We start from the raw sequence: 15,052 nt of genomic DNA on the forward strand, positions 1-15,052 counted from the left end.
CGCGCCCGCCGAAGGGGTCGCGGTGTGATCTGGCACACACCAGGTCTCCCTCCCTAGCGTCGCGATGAGAGACCCCCGTCCGACGCACCCGAGAGGTGAAGCCGTGATCGAGAGAACCACACCGGCAGAGGATGCGGCTTACGCGCGCATCCATGCCACAGACGAGTTCCGCACCCTCAGACGCAAGTACATCGGCTTCGTCGTCCCCGTGACGATCGGCTTCATGAGCTGGTACCTGCTGTACGTCATCTGCTCGAACTGGGCCCCTGACTTCATGAGCATCCAGGTCGTCGGCAACATCAACATCGCGCTGATCTTCGGTTTGCTGCAGTTCGTCACGACGTTCGGCATCGCCATCTGGTACTCGAAGTTCTCCGTGAAGAACCTCGACCCGCACGCCGACAAGCTGCGCGCCGACTACGACGAGGAGATCGGACGATGAGCACGAACGACGTGATCCTCGCTGCGGAGGACGGCGGCCATCAGACGCTCACGACTGTGCTGTTCGTCGGCGTCGTGCTGCTCACCGTCGGCATCACCTTCTGGGCGAGCCGCAACACCAAGACCGCTGCGGACTACTACGCGGGCGGCCGCTCGTTCAGCGGGTTCCAGAACGGCCTCGCGATCGGCGGCGACTACATGTCCGCCGCGTCGTTCCTTGGCATCTCCGGCGCGATCGCGCTGTCCGGCTACGACGGTTTCCTCTACTCGATCGGATTCCTCGTCGCCTGGCTGGTGGCGCTGCTGCTCATCGCCGAGCTGCTGCGCAACTCCGGTAGGTTCACGATGGCCGACCAGCTCGCGTACCGGATGCGTCAGCGTCCCGTCCGCACAGCGGCATCGGTCTCCACGGTGGTCGTCTCGATCTTCTACCTGCTGGCGCAGATGGTCGGCGCCGGCGCCCTGGTCTCCCTGCTCCTCGGTGTGGAGGGCGAGGCCCTCAAGAACCTGACGATCGTCGGCGTCGGTGTCCTGATGATCTTCTATGTGGTCGTCGGCGGCATGAAGGGCACCACGTGGGTGCAGATCGTCAAGGCCGTCCTCCTCATGGTGGGCACGTTGCTGATCAGCGTCCTCGTGCTCGCGAAGTTCAACTTCAACCTGTCCGAGCTCCTCGGCACCGCGGCGTCCAATTCCGGCAAGGGCCAGGCGTTCCTCGAGCCGGGCCTGAAGTACGGCGCCAACCTCACGAGCAAGATCGACTTCCTGTCGCTCAGCATCGCGCTCGTGCTGGGTACGGCAGGACTGCCGCACATCCTGATCCGCTTCTACACCGTGCCGACCGCACGGCAGGCGCGTACGTCGGTGAACTGGGCCATCGGGCTGATCGGCACCTTCTACCTGATGACGCTCGTCCTCGGCTTCGGTGCGGCGGCGCTGCTCAGCACCGACCAGTACGCGAAGGTCGCGGAGTCCGGCGGCAACCTGGCGTCTCCGTTGCTCGCCGAAGCCGTCGGCGGCGGCGAGGGCTCGACCGGAGGTGCGATCCTGCTGGCACTGATCGCGGCCGTGGCGTTCGCGACGATCCTTGCGGTGGTCGCAGGTCTGACGCTCGCCTCGGCGTCGTCCGTCGCGCACGACCTCTACGCCAACGTGTTCAAGAAGGGCGAGGTCACCGGTGAGGAGGAGGTGAAGGTCGCGCGGATCGCGGCGTTCGTGATCGGTGGTGTGGCGATCGCGCTCGCGATCCCGGGCCAGTCGCTCAACGTGGCCTTCCTTGTCGCGCTCGCGTTCGCCGTCGCTGCGTCGGCGAACCTGCCGGCACTGCTCTACAACCTGTTCTGGAAGGACTTCAACACGCGCGGTGCGACGTGGAGCATCTACGGCGGTCTCATCTCCGCCGTCGGCCTGGTGTTCTTCTCGCCCGTCGTCTCCGGCAAGGTCGATCCCGCCACCGGGGAGAGCTTGTCGCTCTTCGGGACCGGCGTGGACTTCAGCTGGTTCCCGCTGGAGAACCCCGGCCTGGTGTCGATCCCGATCGGCTTCTTCCTCGGCTGGCTGGGCACCGTCACCGCCAAGGAGAAGGCGGATCCCACGATGTACGAGGAGCTGGAGGTGCGCTCGATGACCGGCGCAGGTGCCGAGTGATCGGCTGACCGACTGGCACGACGTACGCTCCCCCGCTCCGGCGCTCGACGCGCTGGGGCGGGGGAGCTGCGTGTCCCTGCCGGCGTATCGGTGAGGATGGGGACGTGATCGGGGTGCTCGAGGGGTTTGGCGTCATCACCGTCGTGATCGCCGTCGGGTTCCTCCTGGCACATGTCGGCGTCCTCACTCTGGAGTACCAGGAGCTGCTCTCGCGGCTCGTCTTCTTCGTCGGCAGCCCGGCGCTGCTCTTCTCCGTCCTCGCCGACACCGACGTCGCCGGAGCACTCTCGCAGGCGCTGGTCGCCAACGCGGCGAGCGTCGCCGTGGTCGCTGCGATCGCCATCTCGCTCGCGCGATGGCGCTGGCGGCGCGGCTGGGGCGACGCGACGATGGCCGGCCTCGGCGCGGGCTACGTCAATGCCGGGAACCTCGGACTCCCCATCGCGCTGTACGTCATCGGGGACGTGTCCGCGGTCGCCGGAGCGCTTCTCCTCCAGCTGCTGGTGCTGGCTCCCTTGGCGTTCGTCGTCCTCGACCAGGCAGCCTCGGGCGAGCGGCCCACGCTGTGGCGGGTGGTCTCGCGGCCGTTCCGCAACCCCGTCACCGTCGCCGCGGTCATCGGTGTGGTCGTGGCGCTGTCCGGGGTGTCGGTGCCGCGGTGGGTCGCCGATCCGATCGACCTCCTCGCGGGTCTCGCGATCCCCGGCATGCTGATCGCGTTCGGGCTCTCGCTGCGGCTCGGCCCGAAGCCGGGGGCGAGCGGCGCGAGCGGTCAGGTCGCGACCATCTCCGCGCTCAAGCTGCTGGCGCAACCGCTCGTCGCGTACCTGGTCGGCCGGTTCGCGCTCGGACTCGACGGCGAGGCACTGCTGGCGGTCGTGGTGGTCGCGGGGCTGCCGACCGCGCAGAACGTGTTCGTGACGGCGGTGCGCTACGACCGTGCGGTCCCGGTCATACGCGACGTGGTCTTCGCGACGACCGTGCTCTCGTTCGGCACGATCCTCGCGATCGCTGCGCTGCTGGCCTGAGCTCCCGCTGGTCGAGGCGCGAAGCGATCGAGACCCCTGGTGGTCTCGAGACGGGCTCGTTCCTCGCCCTCCTCGACCAGCGGGGTGTGGGTTCCTCCTCGACCGGCGAGGGGTCTGCGGTTCTCGAGATCTCACCCGTTGGGCAGCACGACCGCCCGCCCGCGGATGTCTCCCGCGTGCAGCCGCTCGTACGCCGTCGGCGCCTCGTCCAGCGAGAAGGTCTCGATCTCGACGTGGATCTGGCCGCGGTGCGCCATGTCGAGGACCTCGATCAGCTCGCTGCGTGATCCCCAGTAGGGCACGCGTACGGCAGCGTCGTACGGAGTCGCGCCGAACCCGACGGTCGCCGTGCCGCCGCCGATGCCGACGATCTCGACCGCACCCTCCATCGCCACCGAGCCCATGGCCGTCGCGATCGTCGGCGCGGCGCCCACGAAGTCGAGGACCACCTCGGCGCCGAGACCGCCCGTCAGCTCCTTGATCTTGCCGGCCGCGTCGGCGTCGGACAGCAGCGCCTCGTGCGCGCCGACCTCCTTCGCGAGGGCGAGCTTCTCGTCGTTGACGTCGAGTGCGATGACCCGCGCACCGGTGAGGGCGCGCAGGATCTGGATCCCGACGTGGCCGAGCCCGCCGGTGCCGATGACGACGGCGGTGCTGCCGGCGACGAGGTGGGGCATCACCGTCCGGATCGCGTGGTACGGCGTGAGCCCGGCGTCGGTCAGCGACACGTTGCGCACGGGGTCGAGGTCTCCGAGCGGGACGAGGTGGCGTACGTCGTCGACGATCAGGTACTCCGCGATCGCGCCGGGCGCGCCGAGGCCGGGCGGAGCGATGCCCAGGTCGGCGGCGTACGGGCAGCAGTTCTCCGCACCCCGTGCGCAGGCGTGGCAGACGCCGCAGCCCCATGGGCCGTACACCGCGACAGAGTCCCCGACCGCGACCCCCGTGACGCCGTCGCCGAGCGCGTCGACGATGCCGGCGCCCTCGTGGCCGAGAGTGAGCGGGAGACCGAACGTGTACGCCTCCTCGGGCAGGCTCATGACGAACTCGTCGGAGTGGCACAAACCGGCGGCGGTGACCTTGAGGCGGACCTGGCCGGCCGCGGGTTCCGGCGTCTCGACCTCGACGACTCGGGGAGGACTGCCGATCTCGACGTACTGGAGTGCGCGCATGTCTTCACGGTAGGTCGACTGCACGGGCCCCGCCGGGTGAGCGGGACGGGGCACAATGGCGCGGTGACTACACGCGCACTGGTGCTCGGCGGCGGCGGGATCACCGGCATCGCCTGGGAGATCGGCCTCCTGCACGGACTCGCCGAACGGGGCGTCGACCTGTCCGGGGCCGACGTCGTGATCGGGACCTCGGCCGGCTCGGTCGTCGGGGCTCAGCTGACCAACGGGGCGGCGACGAGCGCGATGTACGAGCGGCAGCTGGCGCCGGTCGGCACGTTCGGCCCCGAGCCGGCCGCGGCGATCGGGCTCGGCGTGACCGCGCGCTGGATCGCTACCGGGCTGCGCAGCGGGCGCGACCTCGAGGGTCTCGGTCGACGCCTCGGCGCGTACGCCGTTCGTGAAGCGAGCCGCGGCCGCGTGCCGACGGAGGAGGAGCGGATCGCGGTCATCAGCAGCCGTCTCGTGTCGCAGGAGTGGCCCGGGCGCCCGCTCCGGGTCACTGCCGTGGACGCGGCCACGGGAGCGTTCCGGGTGTTCGAGGCGTCCGACGGGGTCCCTCTGGCTCGGGCGGTCGCGGCCAGCTGCGCCGTACCCGGCATCTATCCGCCCGTCTCCGTCGACGGCAGGCGCTACATCGACGGCGGTACCCGGTCGTCGGCGAACGCGGACCTCGCGGCCGGGTACGACCAGGTGGTCGCTCTCACTCCGATCGCGGCGGCCGTGCCGCGCTCGCGGGGAGCGGAGGCACAGCTCGCCGGGACCGGCGCTCGCTACACCGTCGTCGCACCGGACAGGGACGCGCGCCGCGCCATCGGCCGCAACGTGCTCGACCCGTCGGCGCGGGCGGCGACTGCGCGTGCGGGCCTCGCGCAGGCTGCGAGCGTCGCGGACGCCGTCGCCGCCGTGTGGGGCTGACCGTGGCTCGCCGACTCGTCCCACTCGATCCGGAGGTCTGGCAGGAGCTGCGCGTCCGGCTCGACGCGGCCGGCCCGCCGCAGCCCGCTGACCTTCGCGCCGCGACCAAGCACCTGCTGGCCGTGCTCGACCAGCGCGCGCCCGGCAACAGCGTCGAGGTGCGCGTCCCGCCGTACGCAGCGGTCCAGGTGATCCCCGGTGCCCGTCACACCCGCGGCACACCGCCGGCGGTCGTCGAGACCGACCCTCTGACGTGGATCGCGCTCGCCACCGGCCGTACGACGTGGGCCGAGGCGGTCGCGGCGGGCAGGGTCAGCGCGTCCGGGGAGCGCAGCGACCTCACGCCGTACCTCCCGCTGGACTGACCGCACCCGCCGCTGGTCGAGGCGCGGAGCGATCGAGACCCGACCCTCACCGCTTCCCAGCGCGCAGGGCGGCCCACAGCTGGGGCTCGGCCGTGCGCCACCCGGGCAGCTTGACCCGCTTGCGGTAGTCCAGCACGGCTCGCTCCGTCGTCGCGTCGAACAGTCCGTTGCGCGGCACGGAGCGCGCCAGCGCCGCGGTGAGGGAGCGCTGGAGCTTGTAGACGTTCTGGCCTGTCGAGCCGCGCTTGAGCACCGGCGCGCTGTTGCCCGACAGCAGCGAGACCCAGACCTTGCGGCTGATCGTGCCGGTCTTCGCCCACCCGCGGGCGGCCCGGTAGCGGTTGATCGCGCGCTGGGCCTTCGCGCCGAACTTGGTGCCCGACGTCGACCCCTTGTAGTAGCCACGCTGCTTCAGCAGGCACTTCGCCTCGGGGACGAGGTCGGCACGGCGCTGGTTACGGCGGATGTAGCGGTACTTCGAGACGCTCGGTGTCCCGCACTGCGCCTTGGGCTTCTTCGTGGTCGATCCCGAGCCGATGTCCATCACGTTGCGGTCGATGTTGATCGTGACGCCGTTGTAGCGGGTGACGGCGTTGCCGACGTACTGGTGGATCCGCTTGCCGTCGACCCAGTAGCGGTCGTCGAGGTACGGCTCGGCCTTGAGGTTGGCCTTGCCGTTGTACCAGCCGAACCAGAGGGCGTCGGGGTAGTGGTAGCCGCTCACCGAGGCGTTGCGGAGGTTGTTCATCGTCCTGATCGCGGCCGACGCGCTCGAGTAGAGCCCGGAGCGGTAGCCGTGCTGGGCGATCCGTGAGCTCCAGCCGTGAACGAACTCGATGACGGCGGCGTTGCAGGCGGCGTTGGAGATCGGGTACCACTCGATGTCGAGCGTGAGCGTGCTTCCCCTGCCGATGGCGAGCGCGGTCGCGGCGGTGACGCTCTCGTTAGCGGCGAGCACGCCCTGGGAACGCGCGGTCGCGGGGTCTGACGACATCTTCTGCTTGTTGCCGGCGTAGCAGGGCGCCTGCATCCCGACGTGGATCGGCAGGAGGCGCCATCCGCGGGACGCCTGCGTGGTCACCCAGCTGCGGGTCAGGTTCGGTTGGGCGCAGGCTCGGGAGGAGCCGGAGATGTAGATGCCCACCGCGCCGAACGGGGACGAGACCCACCACGCGTCCATCTGCGCCTGCGTCGGCGCGGTGCAGGCGTCGAACGCGAAGCCGGTGAAGTTGCCGGGGGCGTTGACCGCGGCGTCCGCGGGCGCGGCGGCCAGAGCCGGGACGAGCGCTCCGGCGGCCAGCGTGAGGCCGGCGACCGCGGCGGTCAGCCGCCGCCTGGACGCGGCGTGGATCCGTGTGGTGAGCATCGACATCATCCCCCGTAAAGTGCCGACATGAGCCTTGCGGCGTTGCAACGACTTCATGCCATCATGCCTTCGGTTCTCTCGGACTTGAAGGATCTCGTGCGGATTCCTTCGGTGGGTGCAGATCCTTCGCGATCTGAGGACGTACGCCGTAGCGCTGACGCCGTTGCCGCACTGCTCCGTGACGCCGGTTTCGCACGCGTCGACGTCGTCTCCGCGGGCGGCGGACCTGCCGTCATCGCAAATCATCCCGCACCGCCGGGGTCACCGACGGTGCTCCTCTACGCCCACCACGACGTCCAGCCGACCGGCGATCCCGCCGTCTGGACGTCGCCGCCGTTCGAGCCGACCGAGCGTGGAGAACGCCTGTACGGCCGGGGTGCCGCCGACGACAAGGCTGGGATCGCTGCCCACCTGGCGGCGTTCCGGGCCTGGGACGGAGCACCTCCGGTCGGAGTCACGGTCTTCGTCGAAGGCGAGGAGGAGTCGGGGTCGGCGAGCCTCGGGACGCTGCTCGACACCTATCGCGACCGGCTGGCCGCCGACGTCATCGTCATCGCGGACTCGACGAACTGGGCGATCGGCACCCCCGCGCTGACCACGACGCTGCGCGGCCTGGTCGACTGCGTCGTCGAGGTCGAGACGTTCAAGCACGCGGTCCACTCCGGGATGTGGGGTGGCGTGTTCCCCGACGCGCTCTCCGTGCTGGTCCGTCTCCTCGCGACGCTGCACGACGACACCGGCGAGGTGGCCGTGTCGGGGCTGCATGTGGGGACGGCCGCCGACGTCGAGTACCCGCTCGACCGCCTGCACGCCGAGTCCGGTGTGCTCGACGGGGTCGACCAGATTGGCTCCGGCTCGGTCGTCGACCGACTGTGGGCCAAGCCGGCGATCAGCGTGATCGGTATCGACGCGCCGACGGTGGCCGACTCCTCGAACACGCTCGTGCCTCGGGCGCGGGCTAAGGTCTCGATGCGGATCGCTCCCGGCTCCGACACCGACGCGTCGATGGATGCACTCGTCGAGCACCTGCGGACCCACGCACCGTGGGGCGCAAGGGTCACGGTGACGCCGAACGACCGCGGCGACGCGTATGCGATCGAGGCGGAAGGCCCGGCGTACGACGCGGCTCGCTCGGCCTTCCGCGAGGCGTGGGACGGTGTGGAGCCGATCGACATGGGCGTAGGCGGATCGATCCCGTTCATCGCGGAGTTCGCCAGCCGTTATCCGGACGCGGCGGTCCTGGTGACCGGGGTCGAGGACCCGGACACGCGCGCTCACGGGGTCGACGAGGGTCTGCACCTCGGGGAGTTCTCACGGGTCTGCGCCGCCGAGACACTCCTCCTGGCTCGCCTCGGGGAGCTCTGAAAAAGACGCCCACGTGCTGAGAACTTTCTGATAAATCATATATCGTCGCGCTGTTCATCCTAAGTTCTTCGGAAACGGTCGCTGTCCGGAGGCGGCCGCGGAAGGAGAGACATGACGATGACTCCAACCCGCCGCGGTGCGGGCCTGATCGCCGCAGGTGCGCTTGTCGCCGGCACCCTCGGTCTGGCCGCAGCTCCCGCCGCCAACGCTGCCGAGACCACCACCGACTACTCCTGCGACTACACGGGCGGCCCCCACGCGTCGTCGCTGAGTGCGGACGTCCAGGCGCCGGCGACGATCCTGACGGGCCAGCCGCTCACGCTGACCGCGACCGGCGTCGAGTACGCATGGGGCGCGACCTGGACCCAGGCCGGCCGCGACTACTCGATGAAGTACAAGGACGTGACCGCGACGGTGCCCGTCCTCGTCAACGGCGTCGCTCTCGCGCAACCGGCGAAGCTGACCTTCAACAACGCTGACCTGGTCGTCCCCGCGGCAGGCAACATGACGTGGCCCGGGAAGATCGCGTTCCCTGCGATCCCGACCACCTCGGGTGCAGACGTGAACGTCACCTTCGGCAAGGTCGACTTCGACATGCAGGTCGCCCTCAGCCTCGTCGGCGGCGGCAACATCTTCATCCCGGCCAAGGTCCCCTGCGCGGTCTCGGGCACGGCACCGACGGTCGCAAGTGTGGACGTCCTTCCCCCGGGCAACCTCGCCGCGGCTGCGCCGTTGAGGGCTGTCGGCAAGCCCGTCGTCGGCCAGCGGCTGTCGGCCGTCGGTGGGACGACCACCCCGGCCAGCACGGTCGCGTACACGTGGCTCGTCGGCGGCAAGGCTGCCGGCGCCGGCTCGGCGTACGTCGTGAAGCCCGCCGACCTCGGCAAGACCATCGCCCTGAGCGCGAAGGCGACGAAGGTCGGCTACAACCCCAAGGCCTCGACCGTCACGGTCGGCAAGGTCGCCGCCGGCTCGTTCGTCGTGCCGGGCAAGCCCGCGATCAGTGGCAAGGCCAAGGTCGGCAAGACGCTCAAGGCCAAGGCCAAGAGCGTCGCCGGCACGAGGGTCACCTACCAGTGGCTGAAGAACGGCAAGGCCATCAAGGGTGCAAAGTCCAGCAAGCTCAAGCTCAAGAAGTCGTTCAAGGGCAAGAAGGTCTCCGTGAAGGTGACCTACACCCGGGCCGGCTACAAGACCGTCGCCGTGACGTCGGCGGCCAAGAAGGTCAAAAAGTAACCCAGTTCTGACGAAGGACCCGACATCCGGCCACCTGTCCTGGCCGCGGTGCCGGGTCCTTCGTTTTGTCGCGTCAGATCTGGCCGCACGCCGGACGGAGCCAGTCGCAACCTGGCACAGCTCGTGACGTTGTTCAGCACGATGCTGACACGCAAGGATGGGCACGCGGACAGAAATTGGCGGCAAGGACCTGGGGTAGTGATGCGCGTCGAGTCTCACGATCGCTTCAGCGCCGTTGCCGAGTTTGACCCGGTGACGGGGCGCCTCGATGAGTTCAGCCGTGCGTCAGGCGCCGCTGCGGACCGGGTCGCCCCACAAGGCCACTATTCAAGGTTGGCGGGGACGCTCGTGGTGTTCTACCGACTTGGCGCGTCACTTTGGATACGCATCGGGGTCGCATCCCGGAATCTCAACGACGCGGGAGTGGAGATCCGCTGGAAGAGGTCTCGTGGGCACTCAACTCTGGACCTCATCGATAACGGAGTGCTGATTGCGGAAGCGGAGTATCAGCCAAGCCCGGGAGGTGGCGACGCGGATCCGACTCCTTTCGCGGAATCGGAAGACTGGGACTTCGGGCTGTTCGTGACGGCGGTGCTTGGGAGCGAAGGTCGGCGCGCGCGCATCTACGGCGGGGCGGGAGAGTACGCGGAATGACGAGATCGAGAAGGGGTCAGTCGTACCGTCGGAAGATCCGGTTCCTGGACGACGCCCTGATTCTCGAGGATGGGGAGCGGTGGGATCGGGTCCGTCCCGCGAGCTCGTACTTCAGTACAGCGTGCGAGGTCCGTGAACTGTCGCCCCTCCGTGCCGTCCTCATCGATGGCCGCGCTGCGCCGACGGACATGACGCTCGAGCGATACAGAGCCTGCGTCACGCAGGCGCTGGCGACCAACCATCCGGAAGGCGAGGATCCGGCGGTGCAGTTCCTCGTCTACTCCCGAGGCGACCACACGATTGTCGGCGTGGTGCCGACCCAGGACTGGTTCTAAGTCGTCCACAGTGGTGCGGGCACCCAGTGATCCAGCGAACTGCTGGGCTCTGATCCACCGCTGATGGACCAGAGCCCAGCGCGTCAGATCTGGCGACCGGTGTCCGCCCAGTAGCCCTTGCGCAGGTCGCGCTTGAGGATCTTGCCGGACGGGTTGCGGGGGAGGAGCTCGACGACGTCGATCGTCCGCGGGCACTTGTAGCCGGCGAGCTGCTCGCGCGTGTACGCGATGAGCTCCTCCTCGGTGACCGACTGGCCCTCGCGGAAGGCGACGACGGCCTTCACGCTCTCGCCCCAGCGCTCGTCGGGAACGCCGATCACGGCAACCTCGGCGACGGCGGGGTGTCCGGTGAGGACGCGCTCCACCTCGGGGGAGTACACGTTCTCGCCACCGGTGACGATCATGTCCTTGATGCGGTCCTCGACGTACACGTAGCCGTCGACGAACCGCCCGATGTCGCCGGTCCGGAACCACCCGTCCTCGGTGATGACCTCGGCCGTCGCCTGTGGCTTGTTGAGGAAGCCCTTCATCAGCTGCGGCGTGCGGAACCACAGCTCGCCCGCGTCGCCCTCGGCCACGTCCTCCAGCAGGAACGGGTCGACGACACGGGTCTCGACGCCCGGGATCGGGATGCCGGCCGACAGCAGCCGCTCCGGGTGGTCGGCGTCGAGGTGGTCCTCGGGGAGCAGGTGCGTCACGACGCCGCACACCTCGGTGAGGCCGTACACCTGCATGAACTTCGTGTCCGGCCACGCCTCCATCGCCGCGCGCAGCAGCGGCAGCGGCATCGGCGCGGCGCCGTACGTGAAGAACTTCAGCTTGCCGAACAGCGCGGCGGCCTCCGGCCCTCCGGCGAGCGCCATCTGCGCGACGGCGGGGACGAGGAACGCCGAGTTGGCGCCCTTCATGATCGCCGTCGCCAGCGACATCGGGTCAGGGTCGCGCGTCATGATGCTCGGGAAGCCGTCGTGGATCGCGAACTGCACGTACGACGTGCCGCCGACGTGGAACAGCGGCATGGCGACGAGGCTCTTGTCGCCGGGCTCGAGCTCCCAGTCGGCGTGCGCGTTGATGGTGTGCGCCACCATCGCGCGATGGGTCAGCATGACGCCCTTGGGGCGGCCGGTCGTGCCTGAGCTGTACATGACGAGGCAGACGTCGTCGGGGCTGTGGTCGGGCGATGGGCCGGCGGGTTGCGACGCGGCGAGCCACCCCTCGTACTCGTCGCCCTCCGCACCGTCGGGCATCACCTGGATGATCTGCTCGACCGTCGGGAGCCTCTCGCGGATCGTCTCGATCGCGGGGACCAGCTCGGTGCCGACGAACAGCACTCGCGCACCGGAGTCGTTGATCGTGTAGTCGAGCTCGTCGCCGGCGAGGCGCCAGTTGACGATCGCTGTGGCCATCCCGCGCGAGGCGGCAGCCAGCGTGATCTCGACGCATGCCGGGTGGTTCTTGTCCAGGAAGGCGACGACGTCGCCGCGGCCCAGGCCGAGGTCGCGCAGACCGCCGGCGGCACGGCGTACGCGGTCGTCGAACTCGGCGTACGTCCAGGCCCTCTCTCCGTAGTCCATGCACTCGGCGTCGGGGGTCACCTCGGCCCAGTAGGAGAGGCGATCGTCAAGGAAGGTCGGTGTCGGAGGGGCTGCGGTCATCGGCTGACTCCTCGGGGCGGCGCTCACGCGTCGGCGGACAGTGGTGACGACTGTGACACGGGTCACACGGTGAGGCAAGGACGTACTCTGAGGTGGTGCCTCTTGCTGAGATCTCCGCCGCCGGTTCCCTTCCCCAGCCGCTCATCGGAGCGGTCGCCGTCGGCATCCCGCTGCTCATCGTCGCTGTCTTCTTCGTCTTCTGGGACCGCCCGAAGAAGCCCTGAGCAGGAGCGCATTCACCCCAGGCACCTACACTGGAGGCGTGCCTCGCGGAGACGGTCGTCTGACCCACGACCTGGACCCCCACGACGTCGGCCCCCAGGATGCCTGCGGTGTCTTCGGAGTCTGGGCTCCAGGCGAAGAAGTAGCCAAGCTCTCGTACTTCGGGCTCTACGCCCTCCAGCACCGCGGGCAGGAGTCCGCGGGCATCGCCGTCAGCAACGGGTCCCAGATCCTCGTCTACAAGGACATGGGCCTCGTGTCCCAGGTCTTCGACGAGGCCACGCTCGAGTCGCTGCAGGGCAGCCTCGCGATCGGCCACACGCGCTACTCGACGACCGGCGCCAGCGTCTGGCAGAACGCGCAGCCCACCTTCCGCCCCACTGCGCACGGGTCCGTCGCCCTCGGCCACAACGGCAACCTGACCAACACCGCCGAGCTCGCCGACCTTCTCGAGAAGCGCACCGCCGAGAGCGGCAGCGAGCTCGTCGGGCGCGTCCGTGAGTTCGCCTCCAGCGACACGGCTGTGATGGCGTCGCTGCTCGCCTCCTACGAGGACCGCACCCTCGAGGAGGCCGCCCTCGAGGTGCTCCCGCAGATGCGCGGCGCGTTCTCGCTGGTCTTCATGGACAACGACACCCTGTACGCCGCTCGCGACCCGCAGGGCATCCGTCCGCTGGTGCTCGGCCGGCTCGAGCGCGGATGGGTGGTCGCGTCGGAGACCGCCGCCCTCGACATCGTCGGCGCCTCGTACATCCGTGAGATCGAGCCGGGCGAGTTCATCGCGATCGACGCCGACGGCCTGCGCACCCACCGCTTCGCCGAGCCTGCGCCCAAGGGCTGCGTGTTCGAGTTCGTCTACCTGGCACGCCCCGACACCCAGATCTCCGACCAGCGCGTCTTCTCCGTACGCGCAGAGATCGGCCGCCGGCTCGCCGCCGAGGCGCCGGTCGAGGCCGACCTCGTGATCCCGGTGCCGGAGTCCGGCACGCCCGCGGCGATCGGCTACGCGGAGGCCTCCGGCATCCCGTTCGGACACGGCCTCGTCAAGAACTCGTACGTCGGACGCACGTTCATCCAGCCGAGCCAGACCCTGCGCCAGCTCGGCATCCGGCTCAAGCTCAACCCGCTGCGCGACGTCATCGCAGGCAAGCGCCTGGTGGTCGTCGACGACTCGATCGTGCGCGGCAACACCCAGCGCCAGCTCGTCCGCATGCTCCGCGAGGCTGGCGCGGCAGAGGTCCATGTCCGGATCTCGAGCCCGCCGGTCAAGTGGCCCTGCTTCTACGGCATCGACTTCGCGACCCGCGCCGAGCTGATCGCCAACGGCATCTCCGTGGACGAGATCCGCCGCTCGATCGGCGCCGACTCGCTGTCCTACATCTCGCTCGAGTCGATGGTGGACGCCACCAACGTGCCGAAGGCCAACCTGTGCCGGGCGTGCTTCGACGGCGAGTACCCCGTCGCGCTGCCCGAGGGCAGCCTGGTCGGCAAGAACCTGCTCGAGCCCGAGGAGCACGCGGACGACCGCGTCTCCGTGACCATGGTCAACCCCTGAGCGGCGGAGGGTCGCAGTGACGTCGTACGCAAGTGCCGGAGTCTCCATCGAGGCGGGGGACCGCGCCGTCGAGCTGATGAAGGAGTGGGTCGAGAAGGCTCGCCGTCCTGAGGTCCTCGGTGGCATCGGCGGCTTCGCCGGCCTGTTCGACGCCTCGCAGCTGAAGCGGTTCGACCGCCCGTTGCTCGCCACGTCCGCCGACGGGGTCGGCACCAAGGTCGCGATCGCGCAGCGCATGGACGTCCACGACACGATCGGGTACGACCTGGTCGGCATGCTCGTCGACGATCTCGTGGTCTGTGGCGCCGAGCCGTTGTTCCTCACCGACTACATCGCGACGGGCAAGGTCGTCCCGGAGCGTGTCGCGGCGATCGTCAAGGGCATCGCCCAGGCGTGCGAGGAGGCGGGCTGTGCGCTGCTCGGCGGCGAGACGGCGGAGCACCCCGGGCTGCTCGGGCCTGACGAGTACGACGTGGCCGGCTCGACGACCGGTGTCGTCGAGGCGGAGTCGCTTCTCGGGGCGCACCGTGTGGAGGCCGGAGACGTCGTGATCGCGATGGCGTCGTCGGGCTTGCACTCCAACGGCTACTCGCTGGTCCGCAAGGTGTTCTTCGACATCGCCGGCTGGGACGTCGAGCGTGAGGTCCCCGAGCTCGGCGGGACGCTGGGCGAGACCCTGCTGACCCCGACCCGGCTGTACGCGAAGCCGTGCCTGGAGCTGGCGTCCACGGTCGACGTGCACGCGATGTCGCACATCACGGGCGGCGGATTCGCCGCGAACCTCGCGCGCGTGCTCCCCGACAGCGTCTCGGTTCGGGTCGAACGGGGCACGTGGACGCCGGCCCCGGTGTTCGGGATGGTCGGCGAGCTCGGAGCGGTCGAGCGCCCCGATCTGGAGTCCGCGCTCAACATGGGTGTCGGCATGGTTGCCCTGGTCGCGCGCGACTCCGCCGACCGCGCTCTCGAGGTCCTGGCGGAGCAGGGCGTCGACGCGTGGCAGTGCGGCGAGGTCCTCGATGCTTCTGGTGGAGGGGTTGAGCTGGTCGGCGACTACCGCACGATGTGATCTGCATCACCTGCGACATCGGGTGCCGGA

Annotated in this window: 15 protein-coding genes; 12 read left to right on the forward strand and 3 right to left on the reverse strand. The window is 69.4% G+C overall.

The window, feature by feature from the left end; all coding sequences use genetic code 11:
* Positions 1-103: 103 nt before the first annotated feature.
* From GH747_RS05110 to GH747_RS05120, 3 genes are all read left to right on the forward strand, one after another.
* The gene (locus GH747_RS05110; protein ID WP_228552778.1) at positions 104-442 is read left to right on the forward strand and encodes a DUF485 domain-containing protein; all 339 of its coding nucleotides are present in this window, start codon (positions 104-106) and stop codon (positions 440-442) included.
* On the forward strand, positions 439-2,088 hold the full coding sequence (locus GH747_RS05115) for a solute symporter family protein (RefSeq protein WP_149768427.1): 1,650 nt from the start codon (positions 439-441) through the stop codon (positions 2,086-2,088). The genes GH747_RS05110 and GH747_RS05115 overlap by 4 nt, the downstream gene beginning before the upstream one ends.
* A 104-nt stretch (positions 2,089-2,192) precedes the next feature.
* The gene (locus GH747_RS05120) at positions 2,193-3,116 is read left to right on the forward strand and encodes an AEC family transporter (protein WP_149768428.1); all 924 of its coding nucleotides are present in this window, start codon (positions 2,193-2,195) and stop codon (positions 3,114-3,116) included.
* A gap of 131 nt (positions 3,117-3,247) precedes the next feature.
* Here the strand turns inward: GH747_RS05120 and GH747_RS05125 are convergent, their stop codons facing one another.
* Positions 3,248-4,288, reverse strand: coding sequence for an NAD(P)-dependent alcohol dehydrogenase (locus GH747_RS05125; RefSeq protein WP_149768429.1), 1,041 nt, complete (start codon positions 4,286-4,288; stop codon positions 3,248-3,250).
* A 63-nt stretch (positions 4,289-4,351) separates the two neighbouring features.
* On the opposite strand from GH747_RS05125, the gene GH747_RS05130 reads away from it, so the two are divergent.
* Both GH747_RS05130 and GH747_RS05135 read left to right on the forward strand, forming a co-directional pair.
* Positions 4,352-5,203 (forward strand): patatin-like phospholipase family protein, encoded by an 852-nt coding sequence (locus GH747_RS05130; RefSeq protein ID WP_149768430.1) that lies wholly within the window; start codon positions 4,352-4,354, stop codon positions 5,201-5,203.
* 2 nt (positions 5,204-5,205) lie between these two features.
* Positions 5,206-5,568, forward strand: a complete 363-nt coding sequence (locus GH747_RS05135) for a sterol carrier family protein (protein ID WP_377035993.1) — start codon at positions 5,206-5,208, stop codon at positions 5,566-5,568.
* A gap of 46 nt (positions 5,569-5,614) precedes the next feature.
* Here GH747_RS05135 and GH747_RS05140 read toward each other — a convergent pair whose 3' ends face one another.
* The gene (locus tag GH747_RS05140) at positions 5,615-6,991 is read right to left on the reverse strand and encodes a glycoside hydrolase domain-containing protein (protein WP_149768431.1); all 1,377 of its coding nucleotides are present in this window, start codon (positions 6,989-6,991) and stop codon (positions 5,615-5,617) included.
* Between the two features lie 6 nt (positions 6,992-6,997).
* Between GH747_RS05140 and GH747_RS05145 the strand changes: the two genes are divergently transcribed.
* The 4 genes from GH747_RS05145 (at position 6,998) to GH747_RS05160 (ending at position 10,524) form a co-directional block, all read left to right on the forward strand.
* A complete protein-coding gene (locus tag GH747_RS05145; RefSeq protein WP_323740624.1) occupies positions 6,998-8,299 on the forward strand; it encodes a dipeptidase in 1,302 nt (433 codons plus the stop codon).
* A 111-nt stretch (positions 8,300-8,410) separates the two neighbouring features.
* Positions 8,411-9,535, forward strand: a complete 1,125-nt coding sequence (locus GH747_RS05150) for a hypothetical protein (RefSeq protein WP_149768433.1) — start codon at positions 8,411-8,413, stop codon at positions 9,533-9,535.
* 198 nt (positions 9,536-9,733) lie between these two features.
* Complete coding sequence (locus GH747_RS05155; protein ID WP_149768434.1) at positions 9,734-10,189, forward strand: hypothetical protein; 456 nt, start codon at positions 9,734-9,736, stop codon at positions 10,187-10,189.
* The gene (locus GH747_RS05160) at positions 10,186-10,524 is read left to right on the forward strand and encodes a hypothetical protein (protein WP_149768435.1); all 339 of its coding nucleotides are present in this window, start codon (positions 10,186-10,188) and stop codon (positions 10,522-10,524) included. The genes GH747_RS05155 and GH747_RS05160 overlap by 4 nt, the downstream gene beginning before the upstream one ends.
* 83 nt (positions 10,525-10,607) lie before the next feature.
* On the opposite strand, the gene GH747_RS05165 is transcribed toward GH747_RS05160, so the two are convergent.
* Complete coding sequence (locus GH747_RS05165) at positions 10,608-12,179, reverse strand: long-chain-fatty-acid--CoA ligase (protein ID WP_149768436.1); 1,572 nt, start codon at positions 12,177-12,179, stop codon at positions 10,608-10,610.
* A gap of 95 nt (positions 12,180-12,274) precedes the next feature.
* Here GH747_RS05165 and GH747_RS22395 point away from each other — a divergent pair, with 95 nt between their 5' ends.
* From GH747_RS22395 to purM, 3 genes are read left to right on the forward strand one after another with little or no spacing between them, the layout of a single operon-like run.
* The gene (locus tag GH747_RS22395) at positions 12,275-12,403 is read left to right on the forward strand and encodes a hypothetical protein (RefSeq protein ID WP_267236157.1); all 129 of its coding nucleotides are present in this window, start codon (positions 12,275-12,277) and stop codon (positions 12,401-12,403) included.
* Positions 12,404-12,441: 38 nt separating this feature from the next.
* Positions 12,442-13,956, forward strand: coding sequence for an amidophosphoribosyltransferase (gene purF / locus GH747_RS05170; RefSeq protein ID WP_149768437.1), 1,515 nt, complete (start codon positions 12,442-12,444; stop codon positions 13,954-13,956).
* A 16-nt stretch (positions 13,957-13,972) separates the two neighbouring features.
* The gene (purM, locus tag GH747_RS05175; protein ID WP_149768438.1) at positions 13,973-15,022 is read left to right on the forward strand and encodes a phosphoribosylformylglycinamidine cyclo-ligase; all 1,050 of its coding nucleotides are present in this window, start codon (positions 13,973-13,975) and stop codon (positions 15,020-15,022) included.
* Positions 15,023-15,052 lie beyond the last annotated feature (30 nt).

Source organism: Mumia xiangluensis (genome assembly GCF_010994095.1).
GTDB classification, from domain to species: Bacteria; Actinomycetota; Actinomycetes; order Propionibacteriales; family Nocardioidaceae; genus Mumia; species Mumia xiangluensis.